Annotated in this window: 13 protein-coding genes; 2 read left to right on the top strand and 11 right to left on the bottom strand. The window is 53.9% G+C overall.

What is annotated here, in order from left to right:
* Positions 1-148: 148 nt before the first annotated feature.
* The 6 genes from JSS75_00945 to JSS75_00920 form a co-directional block, all read right to left on the bottom strand.
* On the bottom strand, positions 149-796 hold the full coding sequence (locus JSS75_00945) for an RraA family protein (protein ID MBS1902254.1): 648 nt from the start codon (positions 794-796) through the stop codon (positions 149-151).
* Positions 797-870: 74 nt separating this feature from the next.
* Positions 871-1,665, bottom strand: a complete 795-nt coding sequence (locus tag JSS75_00940; GenBank protein MBS1902253.1) for a 5-deoxy-glucuronate isomerase — start codon at positions 1,663-1,665, stop codon at positions 871-873.
* Positions 1,666-1,801: 136 nt separating this feature from the next.
* Positions 1,802-2,563 (bottom strand): glucose 1-dehydrogenase, encoded by a 762-nt coding sequence (locus JSS75_00935; protein ID MBS1902252.1) that lies wholly within the window; start codon positions 2,561-2,563, stop codon positions 1,802-1,804.
* Positions 2,564-2,605: 42 nt separating this feature from the next.
* On the bottom strand, positions 2,606-4,696 hold the full coding sequence (locus JSS75_00930) for a hypothetical protein (protein MBS1902251.1): 2,091 nt from the start codon (positions 4,694-4,696) through the stop codon (positions 2,606-2,608).
* Positions 4,697-4,776: 80 nt separating this feature from the next.
* Complete coding sequence (locus tag JSS75_00925) at positions 4,777-6,030, bottom strand: hypothetical protein (protein MBS1902250.1); 1,254 nt, start codon at positions 6,028-6,030, stop codon at positions 4,777-4,779.
* A gap of 269 nt (positions 6,031-6,299) precedes the next feature.
* A complete protein-coding gene (locus JSS75_00920; GenBank protein MBS1902249.1) occupies positions 6,300-7,592 on the bottom strand; it encodes a hypothetical protein in 1,293 nt (430 codons plus the stop codon).
* A gap of 858 nt (positions 7,593-8,450) precedes the next feature.
* Between JSS75_00920 and recJ the strand changes: the two genes are divergently transcribed.
* Positions 8,451-10,232, top strand: a complete 1,782-nt coding sequence (gene recJ, locus JSS75_00915; GenBank protein ID MBS1902248.1) for a single-stranded-DNA-specific exonuclease RecJ — start codon at positions 8,451-8,453, stop codon at positions 10,230-10,232.
* Between the two features lie 3 nt (positions 10,233-10,235).
* A complete protein-coding gene (locus JSS75_00910) occupies positions 10,236-10,958 on the top strand; it encodes a YebC/PmpR family DNA-binding transcriptional regulator (GenBank protein ID MBS1902247.1) in 723 nt (240 codons plus the stop codon).
* 177 nt (positions 10,959-11,135) lie between these two features.
* Here JSS75_00910 and rho read toward each other — a convergent pair whose 3' ends face one another.
* The 5 genes from rho to JSS75_00885 all read right to left on the bottom strand — a co-directional run bounded on the left by rho (position 11,136) and on the right by JSS75_00885 (position 17,098).
* The gene (gene rho / locus JSS75_00905) at positions 11,136-12,440 is read right to left on the bottom strand and encodes a transcription termination factor Rho (protein ID MBS1902246.1); all 1,305 of its coding nucleotides are present in this window, start codon (positions 12,438-12,440) and stop codon (positions 11,136-11,138) included.
* 229 nt (positions 12,441-12,669) lie between these two features.
* A complete protein-coding gene (locus tag JSS75_00900) occupies positions 12,670-13,935 on the bottom strand; it encodes a bifunctional folylpolyglutamate synthase/dihydrofolate synthase (GenBank protein MBS1902245.1) in 1,266 nt (421 codons plus the stop codon).
* The gene (gene recN, locus JSS75_00895) at positions 13,925-15,655 is read right to left on the bottom strand and encodes a DNA repair protein RecN (GenBank protein ID MBS1902244.1); all 1,731 of its coding nucleotides are present in this window, start codon (positions 15,653-15,655) and stop codon (positions 13,925-13,927) included. Before recN ends, JSS75_00900 begins: the two co-directional genes overlap by 11 nt.
* Positions 15,656-15,802: 147 nt before the next feature.
* The gene (rplS, locus tag JSS75_00890; protein MBS1902243.1) at positions 15,803-16,144 is read right to left on the bottom strand and encodes a 50S ribosomal protein L19; all 342 of its coding nucleotides are present in this window, start codon (positions 16,142-16,144) and stop codon (positions 15,803-15,805) included.
* Positions 16,145-16,441: 297 nt separating this feature from the next.
* The gene (locus tag JSS75_00885) at positions 16,442-17,098 is read right to left on the bottom strand and encodes an NAAT family transporter (GenBank protein ID MBS1902242.1); all 657 of its coding nucleotides are present in this window, start codon (positions 17,096-17,098) and stop codon (positions 16,442-16,444) included.
* Positions 17,099-17,100 lie beyond the last annotated feature (2 nt).

Genomic DNA, 17,100 nt, shown 5'->3' with positions numbered 1-17,100 from the left:
GGGCCATTCGGTAATATTCACTTAATATTGGAAATTCTCTAGTAACTTATTATAAAACAATTATTTATAAATTCAAAATTACATATTTTGCCAAAATAAGAAATATGGAATTAATAAGATTCTGAAAAAATTGCGAATGGAGATTTCTTCAAAATGCTTTATACTCACTGTATAAGGATTGAGCACTTTTCCCTTCCGAGAGGCCGCTAATCGTTCGGTCTTCATTCAACTTTGCTTCGGTAAGTACGGCAAGGATAGAGTGTAGGTGCTGCGATGGTATGATTACTATCCCATTTGCGTCGGCAAAGGCAATATCACCGGGCCGTACCTCGACACCTCCGAAGTTGACCGCACAATTATATTCGGCCATATATCCTCGGGTACGGATATCTTTGACGCAACGATATGTACCGAACACAGGGAAATTGAGGTCGGCGATCTGTTCGACGTCCCGTACCCCGCCATTGACCGCCGCACCTCGAGCTCCCCTGGCCTTCGACCGAGATGACATCATGCCTCCCCAGAGTGCGGCATCGATATCGGAATCGGCAGCGACCAGTACCATCGAGTCCGCAGGGATCGAATCGACCATCTCGAGCAAGGTACCAATCTCGACATACTCCCGTGTCGGAACGACCCTACACGGATACGCAATGCCTGCAACCTTCAGCTGAGGGTCGAACAACATCGACTGCACTGCGTGATCGACCACTTGGCCGTGAATGCCAAGTTTATCCATGGTGTCGCTCACCAGCGGGGTGTAGAGTGTCTCAAAAAAATCTAATATCTCTTTCATCAGTACTTCCAAACGTGGAGCCAGTTTTAACAGGTGCGCGTCCGGCGATAGCCGGAGCCACTGCATCGTTGGTTCTACTTTAATCCTGTCGGCATGGTCTCGAACCCTTTCTGAACGTTCACGTTCGCAAGCGTGCGCCAGGTATCGTCCTCAAGCGAACACAGCGCCCAGCAGAAATTGATCGGGTAGCCTGGCGCGGCGACATTCGGATGGTATCCTTCGACAATGGTGACCGCGTCGTTCCCGAACACCGGTTCGGAGAATTCCGGATTCATCAGATCATGGTAGATAAACTGCGTCCCGAATCCCGGACGCGGCATGTCGAAAAAGAGGTAGAGTTCTTCGCGAGTGTCGGCATGCTCGTGCGGCGGCCAGCTCGTCCAGTTGCCGGGCTTCGACATGGTCACGCCCATCAAAAGCCGCGAGCCTTCGACATTCTCGGCGATCACTTTATGGATATCCCGGTAATATGGCTCGGCGCCGACACGGAGCGTAAGCGAATCGCTCTCCTTCACTTCGTTTTCGAAATTCACATAGCGGACCGGGTGATCTTTGGACGTGGGGCTCGACGCCTCCACGATATCGACGTAATCATCCGTCGTGACCTCGAATTCGGCACCTCGCGGAATGTACATCCCGTCAAAACGCGAACACTCGTACGTCTTCCCATCCACGGTAACGCGACCGCTGCCATGCAAACACAGCAGTGTCGTCTCCGAACCGGGATTACTCCCCGTTGCAGATGGCATACTCTGATCAAGGATAATACGACCCGCAGAGATGAACTTGAACTCGCTGTTCGCAGGCGAGATCGAAATGTGCCGACCTCGTTGCGATGCAGTATTGCGAAACAACCACTTGTGTGACATCTACTGATGAAGTAACGGTGAATCTGCCACTCACTCTCTGTGCGACTCTGTGTGCCCTCTGTGTACCTCTGTGGTTGAGCAGAATCTTTAACCACAGAGGTACACAGAGGATGCACAGAGGTTCACAGAGAATCGCTTAGTAGGAATTGAAACCGCCATCGACTGTGAGAATGTGCCCGGTCATGTAATCGGAGGCATGCGATGCGAGGAAAACGAACGCACCTGCAAGTTCGTCGGGACGGCCGAATCGTCCCAACGGAATCCGAGAGAGTAGTTGTGACATGCGATCCGGGTTCTGCCGGACACCGGCTGTCGCATCGGTCTCGAAATATCCCGGAGCGATCGCGTTGACAGTAATCCCATGCGACGCAAACTCATTCGCCATAGCCTTCGTGAGTTGTGCGACGCCACCTTTTGCTGCGGCATACGCAACAACATTCATCCCGCCGGTAAACGAGAGGAGCGATGCAATATTAATGATTTTCCCGCCGCCGCGTTTCGCCATCTCACGCGCGCAGGCTTGCGACCATTCGAACACTGCCGTCAGGTTCGTCTCGATCACCGCATCCCAGTCTTCGATCGAGTATTCCATCGCGGGTGAGCGACGTATGATGCCGGCATTATTGACGAGGATGTCGATCGCACCAAACTGGTGTTTCGCCGCATCGATCGTCCGTTCGAGATCACTCGCGGAGGTCACATCTGCTTCGACGATCATCGCCTCGCCCGAAAGCTCGCGCTTGGTTTCATCAAGCGCAACACCATCACGCCCGACGAGCACCATGTTAGCACCCGCTCCCGAAAGCGCAAGTGAAGCAGCCCGCCCAAGCCCGCGGCTCGCGCCGGTAACGATGGCGGTCTTTCCCGAAAGTCCGAAAAGATCCTGTAGGTAGTTCACGAAGCCAAAAATACGCCGAGAACTCAACACATTGCACAGTTCTTACCTGATCACCAAAAGTGAACTCGAAATCGCGCCTTCCGACACAACCTGTAGCACATACGGGCCAGGTGCAAGGGATGGTAACCTTACATCCATATCTGCACCGCTATGCATCGAGATCGCATCCGAGCGCACAGCCCAAGTTCGCCCGAGCATGTCTACCAACATCAAAGTCGGCTGAGTCGCACCGTAATTCCGAATCTTGAGATGGAGCGGTGTCGCACCAACTTCGTACGGGTTGGGGGATATTTCACATTCCAGTGAACGTGCATAATCTGGACTGCGGGCGAGTAGTTCGGTGAAACTCCGCTTCCAGAGGCCGGCACTTGTCTCAAACGCTCCGTCAATGCTCTGCGACACGTAGAGAATGGTATCAAGAAAGAACCAAGTGGCGAATTTGGATTCCCGCGCCGGAGCAGAGACTGTCTTTTGCCAACTACTGCCTTGGTCTGATGAAATAAAGAAGGCTCCCTGAGATAAGGTGGTTAGGTACCGTCTGCTGTCGGACGAGATCATCCGAAAGCTCCCCGCTGGCAGCCCGAAGCCTATCTTATCCCAGTTCTCACCCAAGTCAGTAGAACGGAAAAGACCACTGTCAGCAGTGAAGAAGAAGCTTGAATCCGCACTACAGATCTGCCGAGGTGTACCGCTAGGTTGGGGGAATTGAGCCGGCTGCCAGTGTTTTGCCAAATCAGAAGACCGGTAGAGTATCAGGTTTGCCCACCCGTAGACAACAGAATCTACGCCAGAAAAGAAGTCTAAAGCATGACGTTGATCAGGCGGGTTTAGGAACGTCCAAGTTATTCCTCCATTTTGAGACCTATACGTTTCATAATACGACGAGGCCAGGAAAACGCGATCGTGAGCCCACAAATGAAAGATAGGTGTTGTGACCATCTCGACCCGATAGCAGTTCCAAGACAAGCCCCCATCGCTCGAGCGACACACACTCCCGCCGTCGGAGCCTACCCAAACGGTATCAGCCTCTATTACAATACCACCGACCATGTCGTTGGTGTAGCCTACCCCCGTGCGGGCATTCGCGACATGCCATGTCGTACCGCCATCACTCGAAAAGAATAGGCCAGAGTAGGATCCTGCGACCAGCTGACCGCGATACGTCCCAAGATCTACCACTGTTACTGGCAGCGCAGGAATGGTACACTGCTTCCAAATAGAATCCTGAATCCTCCTGAAGAAAAGTGCAACGTCCGTGCCGACCAACACACCATCCCCGAATGCTCTGGTGCACGTAATATGTCCGTCTGGGATACTAGGATCGCTCCCCCTCCAGGTCACTCCCAGATCGGTCGATAGAAAGAGGCCATCCTGTAGGGTGCCGGCATAGATGCCTGCATCTGTTGTTGCGAGGGTGGTTGCGTGGAGTTCTTCAAGCCCCGCCAACGACTTTACCCAGTGTTGCCCGCTATCACGGGAAACAAACATCCCCTGAGTGCCGCATTCTACAAACCACATGCCTTCTAATTCATCAAACAGATGGACTTCGGGTGGCCATACAAACGAACGCATACTCCAGTGATCACCTGCATCTGTCGATATCGCCATGCCGCTATCAAGCAACAGGTAGAGCGTGTTCTTGCTGACGACCGGGGAGGTGTAGTTACGAATCTTGAGAGCCGGAAGTACGGTAGACCATGACTGGCCATAATCTGTGGTCCGTTTCAGAATGCCGTCGTCAACAGCAAGCACGACTGAATCGACGCTCAGCACCGAGGTTACAGAGCCTAACCCAGACCCATCCATCCGTTTCCATACCTTTCCAGAATCGGCAGATCGGTAGCAATAACTCGAGTCCGTGACAGCAAATACGAATCCCTTGGCTGTCGCGACAAAGCGGATAACGTAGGGTGTAAGACTTGGTGCATAAATGTTTATGCACCCGCCCTCAGACCAGGTATTGCCACTGTCTCGTGACCACCATACATCCCTGTCTGTGGCCGCAATGAGCGTCGCTCCAATCGTTGTAACGGCATTGACTCTGCACGCATAAGGACCATTGCACCGAGTCCACTGCGCAAGTGCATTACCGACACTGATCGGCAGCAGTACGAGCAGTAGACAGAAAATCATCAGCTTCGTCATCGTAGGGTAGTCTCGATGATAACAAGACACCTTGACTCCAAAAAGGTTACACCTAAACATCGGTGCTCCTATAGATCGATCTGCACGACTCGCGAAACGCAGAGCCCTCCCCCGCTCACGCGACAGACGTGCGTCCCGCCCGGCAACGATGGCAACGCACAGCTTGCACGGTTCCAGCCGCTCACAGCAGGTTCGAGGGTGGTAGTAAATACGAGCTTCCCGAGGATATCGTACAACTCGAGTATCGGATGATCGATGTTGATGCGCGAGAAGTATCGCAGGCTCAGCCGATCACCTTCGAGGGTGAGGAGGAACTGGTCGCTGGTAGCATTGTCACGCAAATTCGCCTCGACTCCGAGGTCTTCGATCGATCGGCGATACAGGTCTCCCGAAACTGCGAATACATATTGTGAGTCGGCCGTCAAAAGACTTACTCCGCTCGCAGCGAGGTTGCCTCCAACATTGCTCCACGTGATCCCGTTGTCGCGTGTTTGGAATATCCCCGCATCCGCGCGTAACCCGGCAGCAAGCACCGAGCCGTGCACTGGCACTACATAACGGGCACCGCCCGCGAGATAGTCGTGTGTGATCACACTCCATGTCGAGCCGCTATCTTGCGAAGTGTAGAAGTTGTAGCCAGATACGAATAGCATGGACCCGGACACTGCAACTCCGTACAGGAAGTCTTTCGCAAGCTCGCCCCCAATGTTTTCCCAAGTTGCTCCGAAATCGGAAGAGCGAAACAGACCGCTCTGTTGCGTGGTCGCGTACAATTGATCACCTCTCCCACACAGATCGGTCATTAATCCGTTGGGACCACCACCAACGACCTGCCAAGTCGCACCCGAATCATCACTGCGGAAGAAATAGCCATCTTCTGCCAACAATCTCGTGCCAACGCAGAGCATTCGGTATGCCCGAATCCCGATCGCGTTGGTGTCCTTCACCTGCAGCCAAGTAAGCCCGAAATCCGAGGATCGATAAATGCCGTCGAGGGAGTCAGCCTCCGGCCACACCGTACCGAACGAAGCGATCAGGTACCCCCCGATGCTTGTTATGCCGGACAATCCTTTGCTATACGCCCCCAGGTCTTGGTGCGGGAAGTGCGAGGCGAGTTCTTCTGAGGCCGCACCGTGGTAGCTGATTCGAACAAGCGACCCCGAGTTCGGAGAAATGAAGAGATAGGCGCCACAGAAGCAGTACCTCGGGTTAACGGCATCGAGCGACTGCGGGATGTTCATTTTCTCCCACTGGGCACACACGTCACCGGTGCCAAGAGGCAAGAGTGTTAGCAACACGTAGAGTGGGATCAACTTGGTCATCTCATCGAATTGCAGTATCTACGAATAATTGACACCCGAACCTCGCAAAGGTTACAACCAAACGTGGGAGCACCTATCGTTCGATCTGCACCGCTCGCGAAACGCAGAAGCCTCCCCCGCCCGAAAGCGCCACCGTCGCCCCAAACCCCGGCTCGTGCCGGTGATAATGGCAATCCTGGAGACAGGCCGAAGAGGGATTGTAGATAGTCATTAAGTTAAAAATACGGAGGAACAAGTAGACCGTATATATCTCGTACTATCGACGAAACTTATCGTCCTTCGAAATACCGTTGATACGTTCGTTCGATCATGAACCGATAGTGGATCGGTCCGCTGTGTTCTGCAACATACGCGGAGCAGAGTTGCTGTGCTCGCTCCCTCGATCCCTTCTCGGCCTCGCGGATCAATCGCAGTAATTGTTGTGTGAAGATCAGATGCGGGCATTCTTCGCGGGTCCCGGCATGCTGACGGATGTAGCGGATGTGTCGTGAGAGGGTTTCCTCCGCCCATACGTGGTCGCCACGGACCGAGTGGAGATAACTGTCGATACATCGCAGATGCAACTCCTGTACAAGTGTTCGCCGGTCACCTCGATTACGATTGAGCAGATCCTGCAGCATCGCGCCGGCAGCATCGTGTTCGTCGCGATAGATCATGCAGATGACACGTACAAGCGAATGATGTATCGTGTCGACTTCTCGTTTCTCGGGTCGTGCCAGATACTGTTCCACGAACTCGTGCTCGCCAGCATGCAATAGAAACGGGAGAAATTGCTCGAGGTACCGCATCGACGAAATTGACGGATCGAACGAGGGGGAGTTGAGAAAGTCTTTGACTTCCAACGCAAAATTATTCCGCTGTTCGGGATGATTCATCCGGCAGATCAGTCGAAACACCGGTGCCTGTTCTCCGAGCGATGCGGCGAGATCCTCCGTCACCTTCAACGCATACTCGCAATATCGGATGGTGCGTTCATGAGAGCAAGCGATCTCCGCACAGATCCGCAATAGCATAAATCCCACGCCGAAACGAACGAGCGAATTCTCGGCACCGGACTCAGACTGCATCAACCGTTCAAGCTCCTCGATCATTCTGTTGACCGTGTCGAGCGTCGTGCTGCCTTTGAGTGTGTGCTCGAGCTCCTGATGGATTCGAGCGAGCACTACAAGCTGTGCAAACCCATAGTCCGATTCGGCAATCAGGACATATTCTGAAATGTAACGCCGAACTTCACTGGCAAGCGCATCCGGAATACTCCACGGATAGAGAATGAACGCGAGTTGTGTGACAGTATCCTTGTAAAATTGCGCGACAATCTCTCGCTGGGTGGATCTACAGACGGCGGACTCTTGCCTGCGCATCTCTCGTGTCAGATGCTGGTAGAGTCCTTTTCGTGCAAGAAAAACAATGATATCGACTCCACCGGTTGGTACCAATTGCTTGTAGAGCACCTGAAGGATTTCACCTTTGACTTGGGCAAGCCTCTCACGCGAGAGTTTCTGTGCGCTGCGTGCATCGCCTGCATTGGTCGGTGCATTCGAACGATCCCGCAGCAGATGCAATACAATAGAACGCTTCGCCCCACGGAATTGAAGGGGTCGTATCTGCTTACGTTCCAATGGATCAAGTGAGCGAACAAATTGCTCAAGCTGTCCGGGCATGGCGTACTAGTGACTCTCCTGTATGTGCGGTGGGCAAGTGTGCAAAACTCAAAGCACTGTAACCCACAAGAAATGATCGATGATGTGTAAACATAAACCATGTATTCAGCAAATAATTCCTGTATTATTGCAAAAATACAATCAATAAAGTATTATTATTATTGGAGATGCGTCGTTGAATAAGTATGTACTGCAGATGCACCACAAAAGCCCCGAGAGTAGTGCATCTACAGCACTAAACAATGCTCACTAGGCTCTACTCATTGCGTATAGGTCCTGGGTTAAGCCACGGGTATTCATATTTTCGGGAGGAGTTTTTCCCAAGACATATCAACGAGTTCACTGAAAAATACACCCGCTGACAAAAAAGAGCAAAACAATATTTGACCCAATACAAGTATTAACTCCTACTAACTCTTTATTTATAAAGACTTTGACTAGAATCTTACCTTATAAAGGATCCTGATTCCTACCATATACTTCACATGTGCTCCACGGGGTCACTCCCAATAAATGTCTCCGTTTGAATGGTTTACGCCGACGTCATTCTGAGCACCTTCGCGTTGCTCAGTGTACACTCCGCGAGGACTCCCTTTGACGGAGCCACACTGCGTTTCATCAAGGGATTCTTCGCTTCGCTCAGAATGACGGTATAAATAACGCCAACACTGTGACACTACCCACCTTCATACTGTGGCACGAACTCCCTGCTGAGAGAGTTAGTAGTTACAGTTAATTAATTATGAAAGGTAGCTCTACGTGCGTTATCGTTGGCGGCTGCCGCAGGTTTCTGCGGCGGACGAACTCGTTATACGCAGTTTATCTCAAGAATTAAATGTACCGGAGAGTATTGCATCGATCCTCGTAAGTCGTGGGGTGCGCACGTTCGACGAAGCGCGGGTATTCTTTCGCCCGTCGCTCGACGATCTGCTCGACCCTGCTCTGATGTCTGATATGGTGGTCGCCACCGAACGAATCCGCACAGCCGTTGCGCACGGCGAGCGTATTGCAGTGTATGGCGATTACGACGTGGACGGCACCACGAGTACGGCGATGATGACAATGTATCTGCGGTCGCTTGGGGCAAACGTTGCGTTCCACATCCCAAACCGCTTCACCGAAGGCTACGGACTGACGGCTGCCAGTCTAGACCGCCTGTTGGCCGAAGGCAAACCCGATCTGCTCATCTCAATCGACTGCGGCGTAACGGCAATCGATGCGGTGGCGTACGCCCGCTCGAAAGGGATGGACGTCATTATCTGCGACCATCACGAGCCGACCGATACCCTGCCCAATGCCAATGCGATCCTCAACCCGATCAAACCGGGCTGTGAGTATCCCTTCAAACATCTCTGCGGCTGCGGCGTCGGGTTCAAACTGATTCAATCGCTTGCCCGATCCTACGGCACTCCTGAGAAAGCGTATGAGTACCTCGACTTTGTCGCACTTGCCAGTTCCGCCGATATCGTTTCGCTTACCGGCGAGAACCGGATTATGGTGCACTATGGGCTGAAGCTTCTCAACGAGTCTCCTCGTCCGGGGATCAAAGCACTGATCCAGGGTGCGAATATCGTGCTTGGCAAGATCACGACGACACAGATCGTTTTCGGACTCGCACCGCGCATCAATGCGGCAGGGCGTCTCGGCGAAGGCAGCCGGTCGGTCGAACTGCTGATGTCCACCAGCGCAGATGGCGCGGCGCTGAGCGCACTCGTGCTCGAAGAAGAAAATCTGAACCGGAGGAAGATAGACGAAGAAGCATTTGCCGAGGCCAGCCAGATCGTCGACCGTATCCTCAACCGCGAGCGCGACCGCATCATTGTCGTCCATAATCCCGATTGGCATGCCGGTGTGATCGGGATCGTTGCATCGCGGCTCGTCGAGCGGTATCATTTGCCGGTCGTGCTGATGACGACGATCGACGGCGTCGCAAAAGGTAGTGCGCGTTCGATCAACAACTTCGATATCCACTCGGCGCTGAAGCGATGCGAAGATAAGCTGATCACGTTCGGCGGGCACAAATATGCCGCCGGAGTATCGATGCAGCCCGAGCGAGTGAACGAATTCCGCGAAGCGATCAATGATGTCGCGCGAGAAATGTTCACCGAAGAAATGATGGAGCGTGAGTTACACATCGATGCCGAAATCACGCTTGCCGACCTGACGCCGAAGTTTTTCGCCGTCATCCGGCAGCTTGCACCGTTCGGCCCCGACAATGCACGTCCGCTCTTCGCAGCAAAAGACATTCAGGTGGTTGGGTATCCGCGAATTGTGGGCAAGGCTGTGCCGCATCTGAAATGTAACGTACGGCCTGCGCAGACCATACAACCGAAAGGACAGTATCCCAGCCCGAATACCGTTCCGCTGTGCATCGGCGGTGCGGCGGTCGATGCGATTGGTTTCGGACTCGGTGACCGCGTCAGCGAGCTCTCGGCATCGCCCGGCAAACTTCGCAGCGATCTCGAAATGGTATTCGCACTCGATGAAAATGATTTCGGTGGGCGCGTGACCCCGCAGTTAGTACTTAAAGATTTTCGGTAGTATATGTCCGGTCATTCCAAGTGGTCGCAGATCAAACGGAAAAAAGCGATCGTCGACGGCAAGCGCGGACAGATGTTCACGCGTATGATCAAGGAGATCATGATCGCAGCGCGTCTCGGCGGCCCCGATCCGGATGGAAATGCGCGTCTGCGGCTCGCCATCGAGCGAGCTCGCAAGGCCTCGATGCCGAACGACAACATCAAACGCGCCATCGCACGCGGCTCCGGGGCCGATGGCGGTGCGGCCCTCGAAGAGTTGACCTACGAAGTATATGGGCCGGGTGGCGTTGCAATCATGGTCGAAGCAGCAACCGACAACCGAAATCGGACCATCGGTGAGATCCGTCATATCATCGGCAAGTACAATGCAACACTCGGCGACAGCGGCTCCGTTGGATGGATGTTCACAAAACGCGGGATCATCCTCGTCCCGAAAGAAGGCCATAATGAAGACGAACTCCTCGCGATTGTACTCGATGCCGGCGCGGACGATTTGAAGACCGACGATCCGGAATTCTTCGAGATCGATACCACACCGGAGCAATTCGAGTCGGTCATGAATGCGCTTGCTGCCGCAAATATCCCTATCGAAGAAGATAAAGTGGGCCTCGTCGCATCGAACCTCGTTGCGATTGACGAACACATCAGCGAACGACTCCAAAAGCTTCTCGAAGCGCTCGAAGATAACGAAGACGTCCAGAACGTGTATTCGAACGCGCAGTTCTAACCACCACCTGTCATTCTGTGCGAAGCGAAGAATCCCTTCGGGCATGCTCGCGCGTTTCGTGCATACCTCAAGGGATTCTTCGCGTTGCTCAGAATGACACCCATAACAGAAGAGCCGGCGAAACGCCGGCTCTTCTTTATAGTTCGGATTTCTGAATTCAGAACATCGACATTACGATCAGCTCGACATCGAGCGCAAGAATTCTTTGTTGCTCTTGGTGCCTTGCATCTTCTCGAGCAGGAATTCCATCGCCTCGATCGGATTGTAATCCGCGAGCAACTTACGAAGGATATAAATACGATTGAGTTCGTCGGCGCTAAGAAGCAATTCTTCTTTACGCGTACCGGACATATTGACGTTGATTGCCGGGAACAGACGACGATCGGAGAGTTTGCGATCGAGCATAATTTCCATATTGCCCGTACCTTTGAATTCTTCGAAGATGACTTCGTCCATTCTCGAGCCCGTTTCGATCAGCGCAGTCGCGATAATCGTGAGCGAGCCACCCTCTTCGATATTACGCGCAGCACCGAAGAAGCGCTTCGGCTTGTGTAATGCATTCGCATCGACACCGCCGGAAAGGATCTTACCCGAGTGCGGGGTCACCGTATTATGGGCACGCGCCAAACGCGTGATCGAATCGAGAAGGATAACAACATCCTGCTTTGCTTCGACGAGGCGCTTTGCTTTTTCGATCACCATCTCGGCGACCTGAACGTGACGCTCCGGCGGTTCGTCGAACGTCGAGGCAACCACCTCGGCGCGCACCGAACGCTCCATATCCGTCACTTCTTCCGGACGTTCGTCGATCAACAACACGATGAGTTTTACTTCCGGATGGTTGCGAACGATCGAGTTTGCGATCTTCTGAAGGATGATCGTCTTGCCCGACTTCGGCTGTGCGACGATCAGTCCGCGCTGCCCTTTACCGATCGGGCTGACGAGATCCATGATACGCATCGAGTACTCGCCGGGCGAGGTCTCGAGTTTGATCTGTTCGTTGGGATAAAGCGGCGTGAGGTTATCGAAGAGCGGGCGGTCGCGGGTGAACTCGGGCGGTTGGTAGTTAACACGATCGACCTTCAGTAATGCGAAAAATCGCTCGCTATCCTTCGGTGGCCTGACCGAGCCTTCGACCGTGTCACCGGTGCGAAGCTGAAACTTCTTGACCTGCGACGGCGAGACATAGATGTCATCGGGCGACGGCAGATAGTTATAATCCGGCGAGCGCAAGAAGCCGTAGCCATCGGGAAGCAACTCGAGCACACCGGATGCGGCGGGCCCGCTCTCTTCTTCGGCAGGGGTCGGGCCTTTGCCATTGGGCTGCGGCCGCGAACGCTGTGTCTGGTTCGAATCGGCTTCGAGTATTTTAAAGATCAAGTCTTGCTTGCGGAGGTCCTGAGCACCTTCGATGCCAAGTTTCTTGGCGAGGTCGTTGAGTTCGACGATCTTTTTCGTCTTTAATTCTGCTGCGTTGAGCATGGAAATCGAATGAGAAAAATGCGGTTGGATAATACTGAATTATGCCAAAGATGGGGGTGTCGTCCTGAATCTCGGTGGATGCGCTTATTCGACGCACTCAATGGAAAAACCCGTTAGAACAATCCGAACTTGGAATAGAACAGGATAAATACGCGAGTTCGTTGGGACGAGAAGTATTCTTGGCTGATTTTGTAAACAGAACAGTATCCGAAATAAGTGCCGAGAATTTTCAATTTCTCTTGATGGTAGTATCTCGTTCCATTCGTGCAAGATACTCGCCCACCACGTAATGCGACCCACAGAGGAGGTACACCTCGCCGCCACGAGCCCCGGCAGCAGCGTGTGCTACTGCATTGACGACGGCTCCGCCGTCTTCAGCCCGAAGACCGAGAATCCGTGCCATGGCAGCCAGTTCGGCACTCGGAGCAGCGCGGTGATGATCGGCCTGCGTCGTAATCACGCGCGAAGCAAACCGCGCAACTTCTCCCAATACTTCCAGCAACGCTTTGTCTTTCGCCAGACCGATCACGACTACCGGGCGGATCCCTGCGCGAAGAAAATGCGAGGCGAGCATGTGGAATGCGTCCGGGTTATGACCGACATCCAGAATCAGCGACGCACCTCGCGACGTGAACCGTTCGTCACCATACGCTTCTAACCGAGCACGCAGACCGGTCAGAATTACCGTATGTGCAATTCCCTCGCATGTGCGTTTTGGGTCGATCCGCAATCCGATCACGGCAAGCGCCGCAAGAACGGTCTTCAAATTCTTTTCCTGATGGAGGCCTTCGAGCGGTGGCTTCAGGTGAGCATATTCGTTCGAGAGACGAACGTCATCGGCAAAGAGGACACTCGTCCCAACGTCCGCCGCCTTCGCTTCGAACACATGCCGCAACATCGGATCGACATGAACGACTGCCGGCGCGCCGTGCTTGAATATTCCCGCTTTTTCTCCGGCAATGAGTTCGAGCGTGTCGCCAAGAAATTGGGTATGCTCGAGACTAATCGATGTTACTACAGTAGCAAGCGGACGTTCGAGCGCATTGGTTGCGTCGAGTCGTCCGCCGAGGCCGGTTTCGATCACGGCAACATCGACATTTTCCTGTGCGAAATACTTGAAAGCCAGCGCAGTTGTGACTTCAAAAAATGTGGCATGTAGCTGCTCGACCATTGGCCACATTGCAGAGAGTATCTCTGCGGTATGCGTTTCGGAGATCGGTTCGTCACCGATCTTCACCCGCTCGCGGAAGCTGACCAAATGCGGCGAGGTGTAGAGCCCGACACGATACCCATTCCCTTGCAACGCAGCGGAAAGCATCGCACTCACGCTTCCTTTTCCGTTCGAACCGGCAACGTGGATCGATTTGAACGACCGGTGCGGATTGCCAAGCGACTCGAGCAGCGCACGAATATTCTCCAACCCGAGCTTCATCCCAGTGAACTCGAGTTTGAACAGCTCCGAAAGAGCCGCCTCGTATGATTGGTTAGGCAGCAAGGACTTCCGCTTCTTTCACAAGGGATCGTGCAGCATTGAGCGATTCGCCCGTCACCTTCTCGCCGGCAAGTAACCGTGCGATCTCAGCCTCGTGTTCGGCGGCCGTGAGCAAACGCAGTGACGAAATGGTCGAACCGGACTTGGTTTGCTTTTCGACAGCGTAGTGGTAATCGCCGAACGCCGCAATCTGACCGAGATGCGTAATCGCAATGATCTGATGCTTACGCGCAAGCCGTTTCATGGCAGTACCGACGCGTTGAGCGACACGGCCCGAGATGCCGGTATCGATCTCGTCGAAAATGAGTACGGGAATCTGCTCGGATGCGGAGAGTGCCGTCTTGATGGCAAGCATGATGCGCGAGACTTCGCCACCGGAAGCAACCTTCACGAGCGGCTTCGGCGATTCGCCTTTATTCGTCGATACGAAGAACTCGATATGGTCGATCCCCTGGCGGGTCGCTTGATGACACGTTCCGTCGAGGATGACACAAGAGGCGAACTCGTCGGATCCGGTCGCCCGTTCGTGTGTCTGCTCCACAACAAACGATGCATGTTCGAGGCCAAGTGTCACAAGTTCGGCAACGATGGCCTTCGCAAATTTTTTCGCTGCGTGTGCGCGGGCATCGCGTAGCGCGATTGCCGAGCGTGTGGCTCGCGTTTGCACGCTTCGAAGCTGCTCGGAGAGATGTGCCAACTGCTCCTCCGCATTGCCGCCCCCGGCGAGTTGATCCTGAAGCTTCGTACGCAGATTGATGACCTCGGAGAGTGTCGGACCGTATTTCTTTTTCAGCCTCGTGAGCAGCAGCTCGCGCTGGCGGAGTTCTTCGAGCCGGTTCGGATCCGATTCGATACTCTCGCCATAGCGTCCGAGGGCGATGGCAAGCTCGCGTGTCGATTCGAGCGAGCCCTGCAATTCTTCAAGCTGCGTCGCGAACGACGGGTCGAACTTGTATAATCGTTCGAGCAAGGTTTTGGCCGCCGAGAGTCGTTCGAAGATGGAGTCCTCGTCTTCGTACAACAGTCCGTGCAGTTGCGAGGCCGTTAGCTGAAGCTCTTCGGAGTGTTCCAGCCGTTCGAGTTCGAGCGTTACGGCCTGGTCTTCATTCGGCTTCGGATCTACCGCGTCGATCTCCTGCAATTGGAATTCGAGAAAGCTTCGCTCGCGATCGCTGTTTTCTCGATCGCTCGAGAGCGCAGCATATTGCCGCTTCAACGCTGCGAACTCATCGTAGTACTTCGCAAACTCGGCGATCCGCGCGGCCGTATCGGCATACTCATCGAGAAACACGACGTGTCGTTCCGGTTTGAGCAACGATTGATGTTCATGCTGCCCATGCAGATCGACCAGCAATTCGCCGACTGCGGCGATCGCCTGCAACGTGGCAGGCGTATCGTTGATAAATGAGCGGGAGGTCCCTTTGCGATTGATCTCCCGTCGGATAACGAGCGTATCCGAGTCGCAGTCGAACCCTTGGGCCTCGACAAACTTTTTCACCCGCGCAACCTTCGAGAGATCGAACTCCGCTTCGACAATCGCCTTCTCGGCTTCTTTACGGATGAAATCTGCCGATGCGCGTTCGCCGAGCGCCAGGCCGAGCGCATCGAGCAGGATCGACTTGCCCGCACCGGTTTCTCCGGTAATGATCGAGAGACCGCGGTCGAATGTGACCGTCACCTCTTCGATCAAAGCGTAATTCTTAATCAGTAGCGAGCGAAGCACGGGGCGTGGGGTCTGTCGTTAAACGTTAGCAGATCGGTGTGCAATGTAAACGATGGCATCGGGAGAGAAATTCGACGGACACAAAACAAAAGGTCGTTAGTACCCGAAGATACTAACGACCGACAATCGGTCACCAACGACCCAAAGTTAGGTGGTCTTGCGGCGAACGTCCTTCGCGCCGAGGCTGCGGAGGTAGTTGAGCTTCGCGCGGCGGACTTGGCCGGCCTTCACGAAGTCGATCTTGGCGATGCGGGGGCTGTGGATCGGGAAGATACGCTCGACGCCAACGCCGTTCGACATCTTGCGGACCGTGAACGTCTCGTTCACGCCGGCTCCCTTGCGGGCGATCACGATTCCCTCGAAGTGCTGAATACGCTCTTTTTCGCCCTCAACGACCTTCACGGACACGTTCAACGTGTCGCCAGCCCGGAATTGGGGGATGTCGCTGCGGAGATGGCCGCTACCGATCGCTCGAATTACCTGTTCCATTACAATTCTCTTTCTATTGGGACGCGTAAAACCCAGAAATCGGGCGAGAAGTTTCAGACTGGGGTTTTTCGGAGTGGCTCAGTTTGAACCGGTGTAAGAAACTGTCATTCTGAGCGAAGCGAAGAATCCCAGAGGCGGGGCTCACTGCGTTTCATCAAGGGATTCTTCGCGTTGCTCAGAATGACAGTAGCAATACAGTGAACTCTGAGCCGTTACTGGATTTTGGGGACGGATGGGATTCGTGGGATGCAATTGGTACCCTCAAAAGCCCAATCCGGCTTCCGCTTGTCGTATTGGCTACTTCATATAGTGCGAGATGCCCCCAATCCCGATCTGTAAGCCCACGCAGAAGATCAAAAAAGCGCTGAGTCTATTAATGATCTGCTCAGCCCTCGGTCCCAGACGGCGGATGATCGAGGCTGTGTAGGCATAGGACAGGTAGATAATGACGCACATCACGAGAATGGCGATCACAAGGGCCGAGAGATTCAACCAGTGCTCGGCGAGGGCAACATCTTCGTTGCGGGCACTCAGCGTTAGTAGGACCGAGATCGTCCCGGCGCCGGCCGTCATAGGGAATGCGAGCGGATAGAACGCATGCTGTTCGAGATTCTCTCCCTCTTCTGGCTTCGCGGCCTCTTTCGCCTTTTTGATCGAATGTTCCGGTGACAACAACTGCCACCCCATTCGGCAGATGATGATACCGCCGGCGATCTGCACCACCGGCAGAGAAACGCCAAAGATCTGGAATATCCAGGTTCCGGCGAAGACTGCGATTACACAGATCAGGAAGCAATAGAATGCAATGCGGCGAGAGATCGCTTTTCGTTGTTGCTGGGACGAACCGGCAAGCAGCGGATCCATGATAAGCGCCGTCCCGACCGGATTAATCGGCGCAAAGAGCGTGACGATACCGACCGCAACAAGATGCAGATATGACAGAGTGGTTGACATTC

The organism is Bacteroidota bacterium (genome assembly GCA_018266755.1).
Taxonomy (GTDB): Bacteria; Bacteroidota; Ignavibacteria; order Palsa-1295; family Palsa-1295; genus JAFDZW01.
This window is presented reverse-complemented; position numbering and strand designations above follow the sequence as displayed.

Excerpts from the sequence above, each read along its gene's own strand:
- rho (MBS1902246.1), bottom strand. The coding sequence starts at position 12,440 with ATGCTCAACGCAGCAGAATTAAAGACGAAAAAGATCGTCGAACTCAAC.
- JSS75_00945 (MBS1902254.1), bottom strand. The coding sequence starts at position 796 with ATGAAAGAGATATTAGATTTTTTTGAGACACTCTACACCCCGCTGGTG.
- JSS75_00925 (MBS1902250.1), bottom strand. The coding sequence starts at position 6,030 with ATGACCAAGTTGATCCCACTCTACGTGTTGCTAACACTCTTGCCTCTT.
- rplS (MBS1902243.1), bottom strand. The coding sequence starts at position 16,144 with ATGGAACAGGTAATTCGAGCGATCGGTAGCGGCCATCTCCGCAGCGAC.
- JSS75_00930 (MBS1902251.1), bottom strand. The coding sequence starts at position 4,696 with ATGATTTTCTGTCTACTGCTCGTACTGCTGCCGATCAGTGTCGGTAAT.
- JSS75_00910 (MBS1902247.1), top strand. The coding sequence starts at position 10,236 with ATGTCCGGTCATTCCAAGTGGTCGCAGATCAAACGGAAAAAAGCGATC.
- JSS75_00940 (MBS1902253.1), bottom strand. The coding sequence starts at position 1,665 with ATGTCACACAAGTGGTTGTTTCGCAATACTGCATCGCAACGAGGTCGG.
- JSS75_00885 (MBS1902242.1), bottom strand. The coding sequence starts at position 17,098 with ATGTCAACCACTCTGTCATATCTGCATCTTGTTGCGGTCGGTATCGTC.